This is a genomic window from Arsenophonus endosymbiont of Aleurodicus floccissimus, from assembly GCF_900343025.1.
Taxonomy (GTDB): Bacteria; Pseudomonadota; Gammaproteobacteria; order Enterobacterales; family Enterobacteriaceae; genus Arsenophonus.
Genome location: NZ_OUND01000004.1, coordinates 143,005 through 161,056, shown reverse-complemented (window position 1 = coordinate 161,056; position 18,052 = coordinate 143,005). Strand labels below are relative to the sequence as shown.

At 34.5% G+C, this 18,052-nt stretch carries 11 protein-coding genes, 1 other RNA gene and 8 pseudogenes; 12 read left to right on the top strand and 8 right to left on the bottom strand.

Annotation, left to right across the window (positions count from 1 at the left end):
- Positions 1-204: 204 nt before the first annotated feature.
- Positions 205-567 (top strand): hypothetical protein, encoded by a 363-nt coding sequence (locus tag ARADI_RS13035; protein WP_119712303.1) that lies wholly within the window; start codon positions 205-207, stop codon positions 565-567.
- A gap of 206 nt (positions 568-773) precedes the next feature.
- Here the strand turns inward: ARADI_RS13035 and queC are convergent.
- Positions 774-1,481 (bottom strand): annotated as a pseudogene (queC, locus tag ARADI_RS13030) (7-cyano-7-deazaguanine synthase QueC).
- A gap of 487 nt (positions 1,482-1,968) precedes the next feature.
- On the opposite strand from queC, the pseudogene ARADI_RS13025 reads away from it, so the two are divergent.
- The 3 genes and pseudogenes from ARADI_RS13025 (at position 1,969) to ffs (ending at position 5,844) form a co-directional block, all read left to right on the top strand.
- A pseudogene (locus ARADI_RS13025) lies at positions 1,969-3,690 on the top strand (SmdA family multidrug ABC transporter permease/ATP-binding protein).
- Positions 3,683-5,438, top strand: a pseudogene (locus ARADI_RS13015) (SmdB family multidrug efflux ABC transporter permease/ATP-binding protein). The pseudogenes ARADI_RS13025 and ARADI_RS13015 overlap by 8 nt, the downstream one beginning before the upstream one ends.
- 309 nt (positions 5,439-5,747) lie before the next feature.
- Positions 5,748-5,844, top strand: an RNA gene (ffs, locus tag ARADI_RS13010) — signal recognition particle sRNA small type.
- A gap of 550 nt (positions 5,845-6,394) precedes the next feature.
- On the opposite strand, the pseudogene hha reads toward ffs, so the two are convergent.
- The 5 genes and pseudogenes from hha to ARADI_RS12990 form a co-directional block, all read right to left on the bottom strand.
- Positions 6,395-6,597, bottom strand: a pseudogene (gene hha / locus ARADI_RS13005) (hemolysin expression modulator Hha).
- Positions 6,598-6,653: 56 nt separating this feature from the next.
- Positions 6,654-7,012: pseudogene (gene tomB, locus ARADI_RS13000) on the bottom strand (Hha toxicity modulator TomB).
- Positions 7,013-7,529: 517 nt separating this feature from the next.
- Entirely contained in the window at positions 7,530-8,060 is a 531-nt protein-coding gene (locus ARADI_RS21835; protein WP_439647119.1) for an efflux RND transporter permease subunit, read from the bottom strand.
- A pseudogene (locus ARADI_RS12995) lies at positions 8,009-10,594 on the bottom strand (efflux RND transporter permease subunit). The gene ARADI_RS21835 and the pseudogene ARADI_RS12995 overlap by 52 nt, the downstream one beginning before the upstream one ends.
- 99 nt (positions 10,595-10,693) lie before the next feature.
- Positions 10,694-11,857, bottom strand: a complete 1,164-nt coding sequence (locus ARADI_RS12990) for an efflux RND transporter periplasmic adaptor subunit (RefSeq protein ID WP_119712302.1) — start codon at positions 11,855-11,857, stop codon at positions 10,694-10,696.
- Between the two features lie 250 nt (positions 11,858-12,107).
- On the opposite strand from ARADI_RS12990, the gene ARADI_RS18710 reads away from it, so the two are divergent.
- The 7 genes and pseudogenes from ARADI_RS18710 to ARADI_RS18690 all read left to right on the top strand — a co-directional run bounded on the left by ARADI_RS18710 (position 12,108) and on the right by ARADI_RS18690 (position 16,534).
- Positions 12,108-12,329: a TetR family transcriptional regulator gene (locus ARADI_RS18710; protein ID WP_369407032.1), complete on the top strand. Its 222-nt coding sequence runs from the start codon at positions 12,108-12,110 to the stop codon at positions 12,327-12,329.
- A gap of 26 nt (positions 12,330-12,355) precedes the next feature.
- Entirely contained in the window at positions 12,356-12,619 is a 264-nt protein-coding gene (locus tag ARADI_RS18705; RefSeq protein ID WP_238149460.1) for a hypothetical protein, read from the top strand.
- A gap of 51 nt (positions 12,620-12,670) precedes the next feature.
- The gene (locus tag ARADI_RS12980; RefSeq protein ID WP_119712301.1) at positions 12,671-13,012 is read left to right on the top strand and encodes a DsrE/DsrF/TusD sulfur relay family protein; all 342 of its coding nucleotides are present in this window, start codon (positions 12,671-12,673) and stop codon (positions 13,010-13,012) included.
- 110 nt (positions 13,013-13,122) lie between these two features.
- Positions 13,123-13,851 carry a hypothetical protein gene (locus tag ARADI_RS12975; protein ID WP_182853251.1) on the top strand — a complete coding sequence of 243 codons (729 nt, stop codon included), beginning with the start codon at positions 13,123-13,125 and terminating at the stop codon, positions 13,849-13,851.
- 498 nt (positions 13,852-14,349) lie between these two features.
- Positions 14,350-14,763: a hypothetical protein gene (locus ARADI_RS18700; RefSeq protein WP_238149459.1), complete on the top strand. Its 414-nt coding sequence runs from the start codon at positions 14,350-14,352 to the stop codon at positions 14,761-14,763.
- Positions 14,750-15,622 (top strand): annotated as a pseudogene (locus tag ARADI_RS18695) (hypothetical protein). The gene ARADI_RS18700 and the pseudogene ARADI_RS18695 overlap by 14 nt, the downstream one beginning before the upstream one ends.
- Positions 15,623-15,685: 63 nt before the next feature.
- On the top strand, positions 15,686-16,534 hold the full coding sequence (locus tag ARADI_RS18690; RefSeq protein WP_238149458.1) for a mechanosensitive ion channel domain-containing protein: 849 nt from the start codon (positions 15,686-15,688) through the stop codon (positions 16,532-16,534).
- Positions 16,535-16,551: 17 nt separating this feature from the next.
- Here ARADI_RS18690 and ARADI_RS12965 read toward each other — a convergent pair whose 3' ends face one another.
- Positions 16,552-16,725: a DUF2496 domain-containing protein gene (locus ARADI_RS12965; protein ID WP_119712299.1), complete on the bottom strand. Its 174-nt coding sequence runs from the start codon at positions 16,723-16,725 to the stop codon at positions 16,552-16,554.
- A gap of 22 nt (positions 16,726-16,747) precedes the next feature.
- Positions 16,748-17,296 (bottom strand): annotated as a pseudogene (gene priC / locus ARADI_RS12960) (primosomal replication protein PriC).
- A gap of 152 nt (positions 17,297-17,448) precedes the next feature.
- Here priC and apt point away from each other — a divergent pair.
- Positions 17,449-17,973 carry an adenine phosphoribosyltransferase gene (gene apt, locus ARADI_RS12955; RefSeq protein ID WP_119712298.1) on the top strand — a complete coding sequence of 175 codons (525 nt, stop codon included), beginning with the start codon at positions 17,449-17,451 and terminating at the stop codon, positions 17,971-17,973.
- Positions 17,974-18,052: the final 79 nt, after the last annotated feature.

Sequence of the window (18,052 nt, the reverse complement as noted above, 5' to 3'; positions counted from 1 at the left end):
CAGCCTCTTGCTGTTATATCATTTTATTGTCGTAATGTTTTTTTATTCTTGTATCTTATCCATTGCTTAGAAAGTCTTTTTTTTTCATAGAAAATTATCACAGAATTGCTTAGCAAACGGCCATAATGCGTATACATCAGGAAAATATAATATCAATTTTAGTAATAAATATTAATTTTTACTAATTAACAAGGAGGTTATAAGATGTTTCTAATAATAAAAAAGAAACTAATATATACAACTAGGATCTTAATTTTTGCGATAGGATTTTCTCATACCGCATTTGCCCAATCTGATCAGCTAAAAGTAGTTAATGATCAACCGCAAACTGGAACAAAATCAGTTATAAATAAAACAGTCAAGCGACAGTTGATGGATGATAAAGTTAATATCAATACTGCATCTGAAGAGGAGTTGGCGGAGAAATTAAATGGGGATCGGATTGAAAAAAGCGCAGTTAATCGTGGTTACATTGTAAGAAATTTGGAGAATTTAAGTCAATCGAGCATCTTCAAGATGTGCCAGGTATTGGTTTGGATTTTATTGAAAAGAATTGTGAGAAATTAACCTATTGATACATAATAGAAACTGAGAGGAAATTATTAATCTCAGTTCCTTATTCATTACACCAAAATACAATAGAAGTGAAGGATTATATTTAAGCAAAAGTATTAAAATAATTTATTGTATCCTGTATTGATTAATATAGCGGCATTAATTGTAAGTTAAATTAACTTATTGTTTGAATGTCGTTAAATAGTATCTATTTAAAATTATTTAAGGTGCATTTTTTGTTTTAAAGAGGACATGATCACTTGTCGATGATTGAGATAATATTTTAATCTTTCTGCACGCAGATGGCAGGGCAGGCAGCACAATGTTGACAACCATTGCCTATGATACCATTGTAACAAGTAAGGGTTTTATTTTGTACTAATTTTAATGAGTGGTAATAATCGGCTAGTGCCCAAGTCTCGGCTTTATTTAGCCACATAAGAGGGGTTTCAAAGCGAATTGGTTTAGCTATACCCAGACAAATAGCTTGATTGAGCGCTTTAACGAATTCATCCCTACAATTAGGGTAACCAGAAAAGTCTGTTTCACAGACACAGGTTATAACCACCTCCGCTTGAACTTGGTAAGCATAAATAGCGGCAAGTGTTAGAAATAAAATATTACGTTCAGGAACGAAAGTATTGGGTAATTCACTTTCAATACTTTTTTCATAGGAAGGTATTGGAATGTTGTCGCGAGTTAGGCTACTGGTAGCAAGTTCATTTAATAATCCCGACATCCAGTATTTTATGTGCTGCGATGTTAAAATGCTGGCATATCTTTTGAGCAGCAATAATTTCAGCACTATGACGTTGAGCATAATTGAAAGTGATACAATGAACTTCATTATACTATTTTATTGCTTGTATAAGACAAGTGGTCGAATCTTGTTCGCCACTAAATACAATAACTGCTCGTTTCGTCATGCTTAATGCTATCCATCGATAAAGTACAAGTAAAAAATTTTGCTAGTGCAGATGATACGTTATATTACCGAGTTTAATCTAGTTTAGATAGCCTTAATTGGGAAGATATATTCATAGTATTATATTATTTGTTTAAATTATAAAATATGAATTATTTTATTCTGACTATTTATTATCGGTAGCATATTAATTTTATGTAATTATACGATGAAAATGCCATGATTTGTTGAATACATCCTGATATTACATTGCTTATAAAGCTGATAAAATCAGGTTGTTAAAAATATTTTATAAAACATTATGAGATTTGGTGGGTTACGATAGTTTTTATAAACATATAATCAACAATATAGCTAATTGAATTGATCATTTTTATTTTTGATTGAGAAAATAAAATGTATCACAATTTTATTTGTATCTGATTAATTTATTGAGCTGTATTTTATTATATTTTTTGACACAATTTTCAATATCAGGATAAAAAAATGTGAGATTATTTTCTCAATTACGTTGGTATTTTTTAACTGAGTGGCGCCGGTATTTTGGTGCTGTCATGTTATTAATTTTTATTGCTGGGTTACAACTTATTCCACCACGGCTTGTTGGCTTTATTATTGATGGTATTAGTAAGCAAACCATGAGTATTAAACAACTTTTAGGCTGGATAAGTGTGATGGTGCTTATTAAATTTATTATTTATGGATTGCGTTATATTTGGAGCTTCTTATAAATTAGCTGTACAGTTAAGACAAAAATTTTATCAACAATTTAGTCGCCAAACGTCCGAGTTTTATTTACGACATCAAGTAGGCGATCTTATTTCACGTACAACAAATGACGTTGATCGAGTTGTCTTTGCGGCGGGAGAAGGTGTCCTGACACTAGTCGATTCTTTGGTAATGGGTTGTGCTGTGTTAATTGTCATGAGCATAGAGATTAGTTGGCAACTGACCCTGTTTTCATTGCTACCAATGCCAATCATAGCAGTCATTATTAAGCGATATGGCGAGCAACTGCATACACGCTTTAAATCTGCTCAAGCGACATTTTCTTCTCTCAATAACCATGCCCAGGAAAATTTAACTACTATCCGTATGATTAAAGCGTTTGGTATTGAAGATCACCAATCCCATCAGTTTGAGATTGCCGCATTAGAAGCTGGACGTAAAAATATGTATGTTGCTAAAGTTGATGCGAAATTTGACCCTACAATCTATATTGCGATAAGTGCTGCAAATTTTTTGGCGCTAGCTGGATGGCTTTGCATAATAAAATGACATTAGACGATTTGACCAGTTTTGTTATGTATTTAGGACTTATGATATGGCCGATGTTAGCACTTGCTTGGATGTTTAATATTGTTGAGCGTGGAAGCGCTACGTATAGTAGGATTTGTGTTTTATTTGAATAACGCCCATCAATTATTGATGGAAAACAGTGTTTATAGCAAAGAGTTGGTCAATTGAAGATGAATATTCGGCAATTTAATTATCCAGGTGCGGTAATATCTTCCTTACATAATATTGTATTTCATATACAGCCAGGGCAATTAGTTGGAATTTGTGTCCAACCGGGGCAGGAAAAACAACATTATTATCATTATTACAGCGTCATTTTGATGTTATTGATGGTGAAATTTTATTCCAATCTATTTCTCTGACTAATATTTAGCAGGGAGAATGGTATGCCAGACTGGCAGTTGTGAACCAAATACCATTTCTATTTTCCGATACCATAGCGGGTAACATCGCTTTAGGTAAACCGACTGCTAGCCAAACAGAAATAGAGGAAGCGGCAAGACTAGCTGATGTACATGAAGATATTTTACGTTTATCTAATGGGTATAACACACAAGTTGGTGAGCGTGGCATTATGTTGTCTGGTGGACAAAAACAACGTATTTCTATAGCAAGAGCACTATTATTAAATACTGAAATTTTGATATTAGACGATGCTTTGTCTGGGGTAGATGGAAAGACTGAAAATAGAATTTTAAAAAATTTACGCTAGTGGCAAGGGTATTATACTATCATCATTAGTGCCCACCGATTGTCTGCATTAGTGGATTCAGATCAGATACTTGTATTGCAGCAATGTACTATCTTATCTCAAGGTACTCATCAGCAATTAATTGCAAAACCTGGGTTGGTATCGAGATATGCATAGCTATCAGCAAATTGAAGCTTCATTGGAAAATGAGCATGAATAATCATCGTCGTTTATGGCCATCTTTAAAACGCTTATTAATTTATGGAAATTCATTTCGTAAACCGATAATTATTACCGTTTTGATATCTTGGATAGCAGCTGGGGCAGAAATTTGTGGGCCACTTTGGGTGAGTTACTTTATTGATAATATTTTAGCAAAAGGCTACATGCCGTTGAAAAGCACGCTCATATTAATAATAATTTTTTTGCATCATAAATTATTGCTGCCATTTCACACTATTATCAAACAATCTTATTTAATCAAGCAGCTAACGGAGTTGTTCAAACATTACATACAGATGTGATGAGTGCCACTCTATCAGGCAGCCATTGAGTATTTTGATATAACCAGTAGGACAACTTATTTCACGAGTGACAAATGATACTGAAGTGGTTAAGGACCTATTTGTAACTGTTATTCCGAATATATTTCGTAGTATAGCGCTAATTATTACCATGTTAGTAGCGATGTTTTTTTAGAGTGGAGAATGGCAATTGTTGCTAGCTTAATTTTCCCTGTAGTATTTTTGATCATGGTAATTTATCAACGTTTAAGTACACCAATTGTTCGTCGAGTACGTACTTACCTAGCTGATATTAACGATAGTTTTAATGAGATAATTAACGGAATGACTATTATTCAACAATTTAGGCAGCGAGCCTGATTTAGTGAGAAAATGTTAGCAGTAAATCGGCCAGCACTATATGGCCAGGATGCAGGCATTAAAGTTAGATAGTATTCTTTTACGCCCACTATTGAATTTATTTTCTGCACTAACTCTTTGCGGATTAATTCCATTATTTGGATTTAAGGGAATAGATGTTATTGGTGTTGGAGTATTGTATGCGTTTATTAATTATCTTTGGCGTTTAAATGAGCCATTAATTAAATTAACCTCACAACAATCTGTATTACAACAAGCGGTAGTTTCAGGAGAAAGAATTTTTGAATTGATAAATAGACCTCGACAATGTTATGGCTGTGATCAATTACCTTTATTGTCAGGGCGCGTGGATATGAAAAAGCTTTCTTTGCTTATCGTGATGATAAATATGTATTGTACGATATTGATCTACAGATAGAGGATAACGAATTTGTCGCATTAGTTGGGCATACAGGTAGTGGAAAAAGCACGATTACTAACTTATTAATGGGATTCTATCCATGGCAAAAAGGACAAATATTACTCGATGGATGCCCGTTATCCTCACTTTCTCACCAAGTGTTGCGTAATTCTATTACTATAGTGCAACAAGAGCCGGTTATTTTAGCAACGACTTTGTTTGACAATATCGCTCTGGGAAGAAAAATTTCAGAACAGAAGGTTTAGCATATTTTGGCAACTGTAAAGCTTGTTGATTGGGTATATAAATTGCCTGATGGCTTAAATACTTTGTTAAGTGAGCAAGGTAACATGCTATCTGCGGGGCAGAAGCAATTATTGGCATTAGCGCGTGCTTTAGTACGAACGACGAAAATTTTAATATTGGATGAAGCAACGGCCAATGTTGATTCGGGAACTGAGAGAGCGATCCAAAAAGTTTTACAGTTAATTCGTCGGCAGACAACATTAATCGTTATTGCTCATCGACTTTCTACCGTTATTTATTGACGCGGATAAAATTTTTATTTTGCATCGTGGAAAAATTGTTGAGCAAGGCAAACATAATACTCAGATGTACCAATTGCAACAAATTGGTAATTTATTACATACTGATAGCGTAGAACATCTAGATGTGGTTAATTAATCTTTTTTCTATTTCATTCTTACTTATTTGTGGATTTTTTATGTAAATATTTTTACATTTCATGTTGAAAATTGTTTTTTCATCGCTTCGCGAAGATTGGTAAATTAATATTATATACTTATTTTGTTGTAAATAAGGTTAATTTTAATCTTTTTTATTATTTTTTATATACTATTAAACTATTTGTATGTTTAATAGTATCTATTTGAATAAGAAAACAACACTTGATTTCTGTTTTCTTGCTATTTGAGTATGAATAGTGCATAATGCGTGCCTCTATTGTTCATATAGAGACATTCAATGGGGTCCTGTTGGTTCTCCCGCAATGATAACTTGTTAAGTTGGTCAGGTCTTGAAAGAAGCAGCCATAGCAAGGTGTGTATGTGCCGGGATGATGCCGCTGACAGGACTCCGCCAGTTTAACACTTCTAAGATATTTATACTTTTTTAGATAAAATTAATCCAGTTAACAAAAATTGTTTTTATGTTGAAAATTGCTAAATTAATTCAATACGGTTGGTTTTTTACCTAGAGAAAAAATTTCAATTAATTTGATGAATTTTCATTTTAATCTAAAGGCTTGTTTTTGGTTAAGTTTTTATAGAAAAATAAGATTATGTAAAATTATGAATTTTGATTAATGATGCAATTGAATTATTAATTAAAAAATAAATAGCATTGCATTGATTTTTTTTATAAATAGTTATTGTTTAAGCATGGTTTTTATTAATGAAAAAGAGTTATGGTTGAGTGAGTATAATTATAGGGTTATTTTTTGATTAAGTGAAAATATAAATATGGTTCATTGTTTAATCTAATAACGTAAGCAACACAACGATATAATTATCCGTGCAATGAATGAATATTTTAAGTTATATAGTTATTAATAAAAGCCAATAATGGCTATTGGCTAAAATTATAAACATATCCTATCTGATAAAGAAAAGACTTATTTATTAACGAACATGTTTCCAAACTGACGAAGGAATTTTGTCATAAAGTTTATTCATTGTGAGCTCTGCTAACCTATGGTCTGCGGCAGAATAAAATAATTCAAGTTCGTCTTCAGATAATTCATATTTTTTTTTTCGATTACGCGCTCCAATGTTTCGATAGTCGTACATTTTCTTAAGCGCCTCAGATAGTCAATTTTAGTCATAATTTTCTTTCTTTAAATTATAGATGTATAAAATATGAATGTTATTGGCTGTTGCGTCAAGTGTTACTTAATGAATATTTTATATCATTTGTTAATATTTCAGCCAAATGCTCATTCATTTTTTGCCAATCAGAAATATCTGTTAGGCTCATTACAGGTTTACCAAATAGGTTATAAGTTTCATCCAAATATTCGTCAAAAGGTTTACGTTATTCGGATATTTTAATTTAAATTGACCAATAAAATCTGTGATATGATCAATTAATACATTAAGTTTAACGCTTTGATCGGAAACAAGATTATTTTTCTAATGGGTTTTTGTCTTATGCAAAGTTAACATCGCTTCACGATATAGAGAATCACATAAATACTTTAGCACTAAGATATCATAACTCCTTGGTGAGTACTCATCCATAATTACCTCCATTTAAACCACAGATTACGAGTTATTACTCATTTTTATTGTTATAATACTGCTAAAGATGAAGAAATTACCATTGAATTAATATATTGTTTTATTTTTTGTAAAATCAAAACACTATTAATTATGATTATTACCAAGATTATAAATGGGTGTCGATAAACAATCAGAAGAATGTAGATAATTTATACTTGTGTGAGTATAGCAAAAGTAAAGCAAACAAACCTCCTACTGGATATTAATATAGCACTATTATCGCATAAGTCACTATCTCTGTATAAAGTTTTTTGTTATATGATGTTAATCAACGAACTAATCTAGAGCAAAATATCAAATATATACAAAAAGTTACAGTATTACTGTGTTATTTTATTATTATTTATTTTTATTATTAAAAAATAAGTTCTAGTCATATATTTAGAGTTATTTTTCATTTATTTAAAAACATGTTTACTTAAAAGGCCAGAATATCTGGCCTTTTAAGGGAGATATTACTAATAATCTAACTAAGCTAATATTTATTTGTGAAACGTCTACGTATAACGACAAAAAATACTGGAACGAAATAGATTGCTAATGTGGTTGCAGCAATCATTCCTCCAAGTACACCGGTACCTACAGAGTTTTGCGCGCCTGAACCTGCGCCGTTACTGATAACGAGCGGTAAAACGCCAAGCATGAATGCTAATGATGTCATTAAGATAGGTTGTAAACGCATTCTGACAGCATCTAGTGTTGCTTCAATCAATCCTTTTTCTTCTTTTTCCATTAAGTCTTTAGCAAACTCAACAATTAAAATGGCATTTTTGGCAGATAGACCAATAGTTGTTAATAAACCTACTTTAAAGTAAACGTCATTTTCTAATCCCCGAATTGAAGTGAAGAGTAATGCCCCAATAACCCCTAATTGTACAACTAGCATAACAGAAAAAGGAATTAACCAACTTTCATATAAACTGGCTAAACAGAGAAAGACGACAATAAGAGAAATTACATATAAAGCGGGTGCTTGATTACTAGAAAGACGTTCTTGGTAAGACATACCGCGGTCCATTCATAACCAATACCTTGAGGTAATTTTTCAGTAAGTTGCTCCATTAATAACATGGCATCACCGGTACTTTTCCCCGGTGCCACAGAACCTTGAATTTCCATTGCAGGTAAACCATTGTAGCGTTCCAGACGTGCTGAACCATATAGCCATGGATCTTTGCTATGATCAATCAATGCAGAGAAAGGTACCATTTTCCCTTGATTATTGCGTACATAAAGTTTTTCAATATCAGCGGGCAACATCCGGAATGGGGCATTGGCTTGTACATAAACTTTTTTAACGCGTTCACGATCAATAAAGTCATTTACATAGATGCCGCCAAACATGGTACTTAAAGTTGCATTAATATCATTGATAGAAACACCTAATGCTTCCGCTTTCTGTTGATCAATATAAAAACGATATTGAGAAGTATCATCTTGCCCGTTAGGACGAACATTTTGCAATATATCAGGATGTTGAGCGATAAGTCCTAGTAGTTGATTACGAGCAGCCATTAATTTCTCATGGCCTAAGTTACCCTGATCGACAAATTCATAATCAAAACCACTGGCAGTACCTAGTTCAGGTATAGCAGGGATATTGACAGAGAAGATGATAGCTTCTTGTATTTTTGAAAAGGCAAGATTGGCACGATTAATAATTTGAGAAACATGGCTTTCAGCACTATGACGTTCTTTCCAATCTTGTAGTACGACGAAAGTAAGCCCCATGTTTTGTCCCTGTCCTGCGAAGCCAAAGCCACTTACGGTAAAGACAGATTTAACATTCGCTTTTTCTTTGGTGCGATAATATTGGTCAATATCATGAAGCACTGCGACAGTTTGTTCCTGGGTTGAACCAGGTGGTAGCTGAACCATAGTCAAAAGTACCCCTTGATCTTCCTCGGGAAGAAATGAAAAGGGCAACTTTAGGAACAAAAATGCCATACCGGCAACTAATATAACATAAATAACCAGGTAACGGCCTGTGTCTCTAAGCATATGGCCAATACTATTGGTATAGTGATGCGCGCTTTTTTCAAATGTACGGTTAAACCAACCTAAAAAGTCAGTCTGTTTACCGTGACTAACTTTAGAGATAGGTTTTAATATTGTGGCGCACAGGGCAGGAGTTAGGATCAACGCGACCAGAACGGAGAGCACCATTGATGCGACAATAGTAATCGAGAATTGACGATATATTGCGCCCGTTGAGCCACCAAAAAAAGCCATAGGGATAAATACCGCCGATAATACTAAGGCTATACCGACAAGTGCACCTTGAATTTGCCCAATCGATTTTTTGGTAGCTTCTTTAGGTGATAATCCTTCTTCTTGCATTACACGTTCGACGTTTTCTACTACCACAATCGCATCATCGACTAAGAGTCCGATAGAGAGCACCATTGCAAACATGGTAAGCGTGTTGATTGAATAACCCATCGCAGACAAAATAGCGAATGTACTAAGCAAAACAACAGGAACTGCGATCGTTGGGATCAAGGTTGCACGGAAGTTTTGCAGGAATAAGTACATAACAACGACGACTAGCATGATAGCTTCGATCAGCGTTTTCACTACTTCGTTAATTGAAATTTTTACAAACGGCGTGGTGTCGATAAGGGTAAACAATCTCTAATCCGTAGGGAAAAACAGCTCCATTTCAGCGAGCGTAGCACGTACGGCTTTTGCGGTATCTAAGGCATTAGCGCTGGTAGCCAATTTGATACCAATACCGCCTGACGCCGTACCATTATATTTTGCTTTGATGCTATAATTTTCCGCACCTAACTCAACGACAGCAACATCTTTTAAACGAACCTGAGAACTATCCGGATTAACGCGTAACAGGATATTTGTAAATTGTTCGGCATTATTTAGCCGCGTTTGAGCAATAATCGAAACATTCAGTCGTTGGCCTGTGATCGGTGGTGTGCCACCTAGCTGACCGGCGGCAACTTGGTTGTTTTGAATTTTTATGGCATTGATAACATCCTGAGTGGCCATATTGTATTTAACAAGTTTATCTGGATCTAACCAGATCCGCATAGCGTACTGAGTGCCAAACAACTGGGTTTCACCAACCCCTTTTACTCGACTGATAGGATCTTTAATGTGAGAGTTAACATAATCAGCGATATCCTCTTGGTTCATAAAGCCATCTTTAGAAATAAAAGCGACTAGCATCAAGAAAGAACCGGTAGATTTATTAACATGGATGCCTTGCTGCTGTACTTCTTGGGGTAGCAATGGCATTGCCAATTGTAATTTATTTTGTACCTGTACTTGTGCAATATCGGGATCTGTTCCTGCTTCAAAGGTAAGTGTCAGAGACATGTTACCCATTGCATCACTAGTTGACGACATATAAACTAGATTATCAATCCCATTCATATTCTGTTCGATAACTTGAGTAATGGTATTTTGTACTGTGGTGCCGTCAGCTCCAGGATAGGTTGCTGAAACCGATATAGCAGGTGGTGCAATGGTTGGATATTGCGCCACCGGTAATTTGATAATTGCCAATAGACCAGCAAGCATGGTAATAATAGCTATTACCCACGCGAATATTGGCCGTTCTATAAAAAACTGAGGCATTAATTATCGACTCTCTTAATTTAAGACTTTTGCAGAGAAAATTTATTTTACGGTTGTATTTGGAGTTAATGATGTTTCTTTAGCTACTACTTTCATGCCAGGCTTGACTTTTTGTAGCCCAATAACAATGACGCGCTCTCCAGCTTTTAGTCCTTTAGCTATTAGCCATTGATTACCAATTGCTTGCGCAGTAATTACCGTACGGGTTTCGACTTCATTATTGGTATTAACAATCATCACTTGGGCTTCACCACGAGGTGTCCGACTTACACCTTGTTGTGGCACTAAGATCGTATTTTTTTTCACGCCTTCTTCTAAAACAGCACGAACAAACATACCAGGCAGTAATTGTTTTTCTGGATTTGGGAAAATAGCCCGCATCGTGATAGAGCCCGTACTTTCATCAACCGTTACATCGGAAAATTGAAGAACACCTTTTTGTGCATAAACTTCACCATTATTCATTTTTAAACTAACAGGTGCTTGCTGTGATTCTTTAGATAAATTGCCGCTAGCAATCTCATTTTTTAAACACAAATAATCGTCACTAGATTGGGTAACATCAACATAGATAGGGTCTAACTGTTGAATGGTTGTTAGCGGTGTAGTTTGCCCGGTCGTGACTAATGCACCTTCTGAGCCGCTGGATTTACCGGAACGGCCTGAAATAGGCGCAGCTACTTTGGTATAATCAAGATTGATACGCGCGGTTTCAACTGCCGCCTCAGCAGCCTTAAGAGAAGCTAATGACTGAGCATAATTAGCGTTTGCAGTATCATACTCTTGTTTACTGATGTAATTTGTTCCTAATAGAGGCTTATAACGACTTACAGTTAAACGAGTAATTTCTGCTTTTGCTTTTGCTTTTGCTAAATTAGCTTTTGTGCTGTCATAACTTGCTTTATAGGTTGCAGGATCTATTTGATATAAAGAAGCACCAGCTTCAACATCACTACCTTCTTTATAATTTCTTTTTAATATAATACCCTCTACTTGAGGTCTTACCTCGGCAATACGAAAAGCGTTAGTACGGCCAGGCAGTTCAGTTGTAACTGTCAATGGCTTTACTTCCAATGTTACGACACCAACTTCAGGTGTTGGAGGTGCAATATTACCTTGCTGGGAATTATCGCCACATGCTGTCAAGATCAAACAGCTTGAGAGTAGTAATATTACTAGAGGTAAGACCCCTCTGTTTTTTTGCATAAATAAACCTCAATATTCAAATATCAATTTCAAATCTGAAACTTAGTGAATTATTATGTTATAAATCTCCTATTTTATTGCACATAACATACATGAATGTTTGTAAATTTACTTCAATAAGAAGAAAGTAAGTTAAAATGACACGAAAAACTAATCAACAAGCGAAAATAACTCGCCAAAAAATAATTGATGCAGCAATTAGAACATTTTCTAAGTATGGTGTTTCATCTACTTCATTGTCTAATATAGCATAGCAGAGGTTGCAGGTGTAACTCGTGGTGTTATTTATTGGCATTTTAAAAATAAATTGGATCTTTTCTCTGAAGCTTGTAAATTTACTGATGAACAAATAGCTGAAACTCAGAAAAAGTATCAGTTTAAATACCCCAATGATCCACTTTCTTGTATTGAGAAAATTATTACATTATATTTTATTTACTTTTTTTTGACGATACTAAAAACAGGGAGCTAACTGAGAGATTTTTTCATAAATGTGAATTGATCGGTGAAATAGCTCAGTTTGCTGAATTACGGCGTGAAATTTATATGATTAACCATCAACGATTAGTTACTCTGTTAAGTGCCTGTGTGGAAAAAAAACAGTTGTCTGTCAATATCGATGCCCAGTGCGCAGCAATTACTGGCCTGTTTGAAAATTGGTTATGTGTACCAGATAGTTTTAGTATCAAAGAAAATGCGATTCGTTATGTGGATACGATGATTGATATGATGAAATACAGTCCATCAATAAGAAACAATTGAAATGTTTTATTACATAATTACGGAGGATTCGATGTTATAAAAAACCTATTTTTGATTATTGCTAATGGTGCAGCTTATGGTGATGAAAATCTTTTTAATGCGCTACGTTTGGCGATTGCAGTTAAGGAACAGGCAGCGACAATTGAAATGAAAATTTTTTTAATGTCTGATGCGGTTGTTGCAGGTCTTGATAATCAAAAGCCAATTGATGGTTATAATTTAAAACAGATGTTAGAAATCTTGCTTGCACAGCAAGTGGAAATAAAATTATGTAAGACTTGTACTGATGCACGAGGTATCAGTGAATTACTGTTAATTAAAGGGGTCAGCATCGGCACTTTGGTAGAGTTAGCTCAGTGGACATTAGTAGCCAATAAAGTTTTAACTTTTTAGATATAATAATATTTGAGGCAAGGAAAGAAATCCTAAGGAGAGATTTTTAACTGTTTTCTTATTTTTAATCTAACTTAGTCGATACTACTATATTTTCATTTAGTCGAAGGTTGCAAAGCAGAGCATATTACCAGTGGTTAGTTTCTTTATTGTCCTTATCTTGTGGCTTATTCTTTCTTTTTAATACAACGTTAGTTGAGAGTGCTACCTTAACCAATATAACTCCAAGGCAAACTATTCAAAACCAATTAAATGCCTTAAATAATCGTAGCAATTTAACTGCGTATGAAACGCTAGCTTTATCTGACTATAAAAAAGCTATCCAATTCTATGATGAATTAGCTGGATTAGAAAAACAAACTGAACTAATACAAAAGAGAGTGATGCAAGCGCCAAGAGAAGCCCGATATGCACTTGATAATTTAGCTAAAATTAAACGTGATCAACAACAAAATGAGCCGATTAAAACTGAATATCAGCATTTATTGTTATCGCAACTCAAGAGCCAATTAAAAAATAAATTAGAAATGTTACAAAATCAGCAAGAAAATATGGGCAATATTAATAATAACTTGGTTGCATTACAAACCCAGTTAGAGCGGGCAATGAATATTATGCTAGGAAACGCTCAACGGCTACAAGATATTCGTTACCAACTAAATAATGATTTTTCTTCTAATGTGAAGATATTATGCCCTCTTTGCAAGTATTATTACAAGTGGAACAATTATATTTGCAGCAGCAGAATAAATTTCAACAACATGCATTACAAGCTAATACTCAATTATAGGATGCGCTACAGAAACAACAGGATTATACAGCAACTTATCTTGAGTTAATTCAAAGTGATATACAATATATTCAGGCTGCTATTAATAATAAACGCTTAAATTATTCTGAGGAAACCGCTAAAGAAGTGCAACGCTCAATGATAAATAGTCAGTAAGTCGAAGAATATCCGGTAATTAAACATGAAAAAGCGATTAATAAAGCACTGAGTGAACGTTTGACTCAGTAACCCAAGATAGTAACCAATTAGTAAAAAAGGGAATAAGGGGTAAATCTTGGCTAGAAAGAGCCATACAAGTAGAGAGTAATTTCAAAGAGCAAATTACTGTTTTGCTAGGTAGTCTATTACTTGCACGCATCCTTTTTCAAAAACAGATTAATTTTCCACCGAATATACTGACAAAAAATCTGCCCACCATAATTGCCGATTTATGGCTGGAGCAAGCTTGATATTAACCAAGAACCTGATCAGTTATATCAGTCTTCTAATTATTATTAATAAGTTGGCCGATACAATAAATGATTCAATGGTAGATAAGACTAAGACCATGCGACTTTCGAAGGAAGTCTGGCGGGCTTTGGAGTCACTGATTGATATACGCCGTGACCTTTTAGATCAGTTAAATATTCAACTGGGTAATCAGATTTCCCAGGCGATTAATTTACAGTTAGATCAACAGCAATTACTAGGTGTCATTGATTCTTTAGAACAGACATTAGCTCAGCAAATTTTTTGGGTAAATAGTAATAAACCGATTGATCTGACTTGGCTAACTTCTTTTCCTGGTGCGGCGAAAGCAGAAATTACCACTTTTAATTTTAAATTACCATTAATTAGCATAGTGAAAGGATTAATTAACTCCTCTGTTGTCACTATTCCCCTTTTGTTGGCTTGTGTGTTCTTTTTTTGGATGAATCGCAAGTTTAAACAGCGTTTAAAAGAAATCAATGAAGGAAGTTAGAGTCTTTAAAAAAGGTAGTCAATTACATACCCCTGTAGCGTTAATTTTAACCCTAATGATGACGTTTCCTGGTGCTTTTATTGTACTCGTTGTCGGTTATTGGTTTTTAAAAACAGGTAATCCTCATGGTGATTTTGTTTGGAGTTTTGTCCTGCAATTAGCTTTATTTTGGGTTTTATTTAGCTGGTGTATTAATATTCTTAAGCCTGATGGTATTGCAGAAAATCATTTTTTAATTGCTAAAAAAGACACTAGCTAGTTACGCCAACATTTGATGAATTTGATGTTGCCATTGGTCGTGTTGATTTATTGGTCAAGTTATGGCGTCATGTATCCTTTGAGGTTTGCGGATGATGTCATCGGACAATTGATTGTTCTAATATTCCTGTTTTTAGTTTTTCTATTTACTTTACCGTTTTGCCGTCGGATCTGGCAACTAAAAGGTGGGCATTTAACTCGCACTATTGTTATTACCATATTGGCTTTTTCTCCATTAGTGCTAATTGGTTTAATGATGGTTGGTTATTATTACACGACTCTTCCGCTTTCAAGTCGTTGGATTGATAGTCTCTACTTATTACTCCTTTGGTATATTATTTACCATAGTTGTATTCGTGGATTATCGATTGCAGCGCGCAAGCTTGCTTATAAAAGGGCGTTAGGGCGCCGTCATAATATGACACGAGAAGAACAAGAAAACGAACCGATCACTGAACCACCAATGTCAATTGAATTGATTAGTCAACAATCTCTACGTTTAACCAGCATGGTACTGTTTTTGATCTTTATCGTCGTTTTTTATTGGATATGGTCAGATTTCATTACTATTTTCTCATTTTTAGATGGTATCCAACTTTAGCATACGAATGTATAAAATGAGGCTAGTCATACTTTACAAGCAGTTATCCTAGCTGATTTAATTTTGGCAATTATTATTTTTATTGTCGCTTTAGTGATGACGCGAAATCTACCAGATTTGTTAGAGGTTTTAGTATTGTCCCTGCTTAAGTTTCGGCAGGGATCAAGCGATGCGATCACCACGATGCTGACCTATATTATCATCGGTATTGGTACAATTATTGTATTAGCAATCTTAGGTGTTACCTGGAACAAGCTACAGTGGCTAGCGGCAGCATTAACGTTTGGATTAGGTTTTGGTCTACAAGAAATTTTTGCCAACTTTGTTTCGGGTATTATTATTCTGTTTGAACGGCCGGTCAGAATTGGTGATACCGTTACGATTGGTAATTTTTCAGGCACAGTGAGTAAAATTCGTATTCGAGCAACCACCATAACTGATTTTGATCGCAAAGAAGTCATTATTCCCAACAAAGCATTTGTGACTGAACGTTTAATAAATTGGTCGTTAACAGATACTATAACCCGTATTATTATCAAGCTAGGCGTTGCTTATGGTTCTGATCTTGATAAAGTGAAGGCGATTTTATTACAGGCAGCGCAAAGTAATAATAAGATCATGTCAGATCCTGCGCCATTAGTATTTTTTACTGATTTTGGCGACAGTACTCTTAACCATGAATTACGTTTTTATGTTCGCCAGATAACGGATAAAAGCACAACCTTGGACGAAGTTAATCGACTGATTGATCGCTTATGTCGAGAACAAAATATCAATATTGCTTTTAATCAGTTAGAAGTTCACCTTCATAATAGCAAAGGTGATTCTGTGAAAGAAGTTGAGCGTACGCTAGGTGATGAAAAGCGATCGAAACAGCAGTATAAAAATAATCGAGATAATGTTGTGGAATAATCATTGAATTATTTTTATCAACGCTTTTTCGTTGCATTGGCAAGTAATAAAATGGCTTCTTTATTCTCATAATCTTTTTTTACAATATCAAGTGCTTTCAGTGCGGTAGTGGGTTCTATTTGATTAATTTCTAGAATATAAACTAAATCAATGGCAACTTGGATTTCTATTGCAGCATTCTCTAAATTCATTAAATATCACCTATATTATTTTTTATTCAATACTTTGATTTTCATAGTGTTCAATTGCCCTTTCTATGCGTGAAAGAGCCTGACGGTATCTCACTAATCTTCCAGTTAATGCAGCTATTTCTTGTTGCAGCTTCTGGCAAGCAACGTATGACTGTTGTTTATCTAATTGTTGCTCTCGATCATTTATGATTGCGATTAGGCGACGTTCATAATCTTGGTGTTGAACTAAACGCTCGTAAAGATCTATGGTTTTTTCTTTTTGGCTATTTTAGCTTTCTTGTTCCCTTAAAGTTTGGGTTGCAGATTCTCGTGTTATAGCGCCAATTTGGGCAATAATTTTTTCTGTCAAAAAAGTAACCTGTTCTGAACGAGACGTGATAATTGCATGTTTTAATTGATTAAAATGTTGCTTGATTTTAAATAAACATTCGCTTAATTGATGGCTTTTTCGATGAAATAATTTTTGATCAAAACGTAATGTTATAAAAGAAGAGTGTGCAATTGGTTTTATTTTTTCTGCCAATGCTTCAATTTGCTCTTCAAGCGCGTTTAGCAACTTTTGTGTTTTCATATATTAAGCCATAATAATAAAATATGTAATTGCGATTTGACTTCTTACAGTAAAAACGCGCATATTGATAAGCTAGTTATTGCTTTTTTATAGTAGTTTTCATAGATTGTAGCATTTGATTATTTTGTCTATGATGATAATTATGATGGTTAATGAAAAAAATACAATTTATAAAAGATAGTATTGAAACAATTCCTGATTATCCAATACCAGGCGTATTATCTCGTGATATTACAACCTTATTGGATAATCCGGACGCTTATCAGGCCACAATTGATCTACTCGTTGAGCGTTATAAAAATAAAGATATTACTAAAATTGTTGGCACTGAAGCGAGAGGATTTTTATTTGGGGCGCCGCTTGCTTTGCGTTTAGGTGTAGTATTTGTACCAGTACGTAAAGAAGGAAAATTGCCGCGCGCCACATTACGACAAAAATATGAGCTAGAATATGGTACCGATGCACTAGAGATCCATAAAGAAAGTATTTCAGCCAAATACAGTGTTTTAGTTGTTGATGATTTACTCGCTACAGGTGGAACGATTGAAGCGATAGTACGCTTGATACGGCAGCTTGGTGGTAAAGTTAATGAAGCAGCATTTATTATCTGTTTGCCTGACTTAGGTGGTATCGAACGTTTAAAAAAGCAAGGGGTCAATTGTTTTAATTTGCTTTAATTCCTAGGCAGTTAATGCGCAAAATGTGCTGACTAGCGAACAGCGATATGTTGGCGAATCTATATACTTAACGTCTAAT